Consider the following 1,079-nt stretch of genomic DNA (forward strand, 5'->3'; position numbering starts at 1 on the left):
AAAGAAAGAGCGTTTTCGATCCGAACTCTTGAAGGGAACGGATCGTCAAGGGAGGCCCGCCGCGAAAGCGACGGGCCTTACTTGTTTCTGACCTCTGGCGGATACGAAAAGGGCGGCCCGCAAGACCGCCCTTCGTGTTCGCCTATGGCGCAGATCAAAGCTTTTCGGTCAGCTCGGGCACGATCTTGAACAGATCGCCGACCAGGCCGATGTCGGCGACCTGGAAGATCGGGGCGTCTTCGTCCTTGTTGATCGCGATGATCGTCTTGCTGTCTTTCATGCCCGCGAGATGCTGGATCGCGCCGGAGATGCCGATCGCGATATAGACTTCGGGGGCGACGATCTTGCCGGTCTGGCCGACCTGATAGTCATTGGGGACATAGCCCGCATCGACCGCAGCGCGCGAAGCACCGAGCGCGGCGCCGAGCTTGTCGGCGAGCGGGACGATCACTTCCTGATACTTTTCGCTCGAACCCAGCGCGCGACCGCCCGACACAATGATCTTCGCCGAGGTCAGCTCGGGACGATCCTGCTTGGCGATTTCGGCGCCGACGAAGCTCGAGATGCCGGCATCGCTGCCCGCACCGACGGCTTCCACAGTACCCGAACCGCCCGAAGTCGCGGCCTTGTCGAACGCGGTGCCGCGTACGGTGAGGACCAGCTTCGCGTCCGAGCTCTCGACCGTCGCGATCGCGTTGCCGGCGTAGATCGGGCGGGTGAAGGTCTTGGGACCCTCGACCGACAGGATTTCCGAAATCTGCATCACGTCGAGCAGTGCGGCGACGCGCGGCGCGACATTCTTGCCGGTGGTCGTCGCCGGCGCGAGAAACGCATCGTGGCTGCCCATCAGCTCGGCAACCAGCGGCGCGACGTTTTCGGGCAGGTTGTTCGCGAAAGCGGCGTTGTCGGCGACATGCACCTTCCCGACGCCCGCAATCTGCGCGGCTTCCCTGGCAACCGCATCAACGCCCGAACCGGCGACCAGAAGATGGACTTCGCCGAGCTTCGACGCGGCAGTGACCACCGCGAGCGTGGCATCCTTGACGGCCTTGCCGTCATGTTCGACCCAAACCAGAGTT

Annotated in this window: 1 protein-coding gene; it reads right to left on the reverse strand. The window is 63.5% G+C overall.

Annotation, left to right across the window (positions count from 1 at the left end; genetic code table 11):
- Positions 1 to 154: 154 nt before the first annotated feature.
- Positions 155 to 1,079: electron transfer flavoprotein subunit alpha/FixB family protein (locus U1769_RS25380; protein WP_332720926.1), on the reverse strand; the 925-nt coding region annotated here is incomplete at its 5' end.

Origin of the sequence: Parasphingomonas zepuensis (assembly GCF_036663735.1) — a bacterium.
Taxonomy (GTDB): Bacteria; Pseudomonadota; Alphaproteobacteria; order Sphingomonadales; family Sphingomonadaceae; genus Sphingomonas.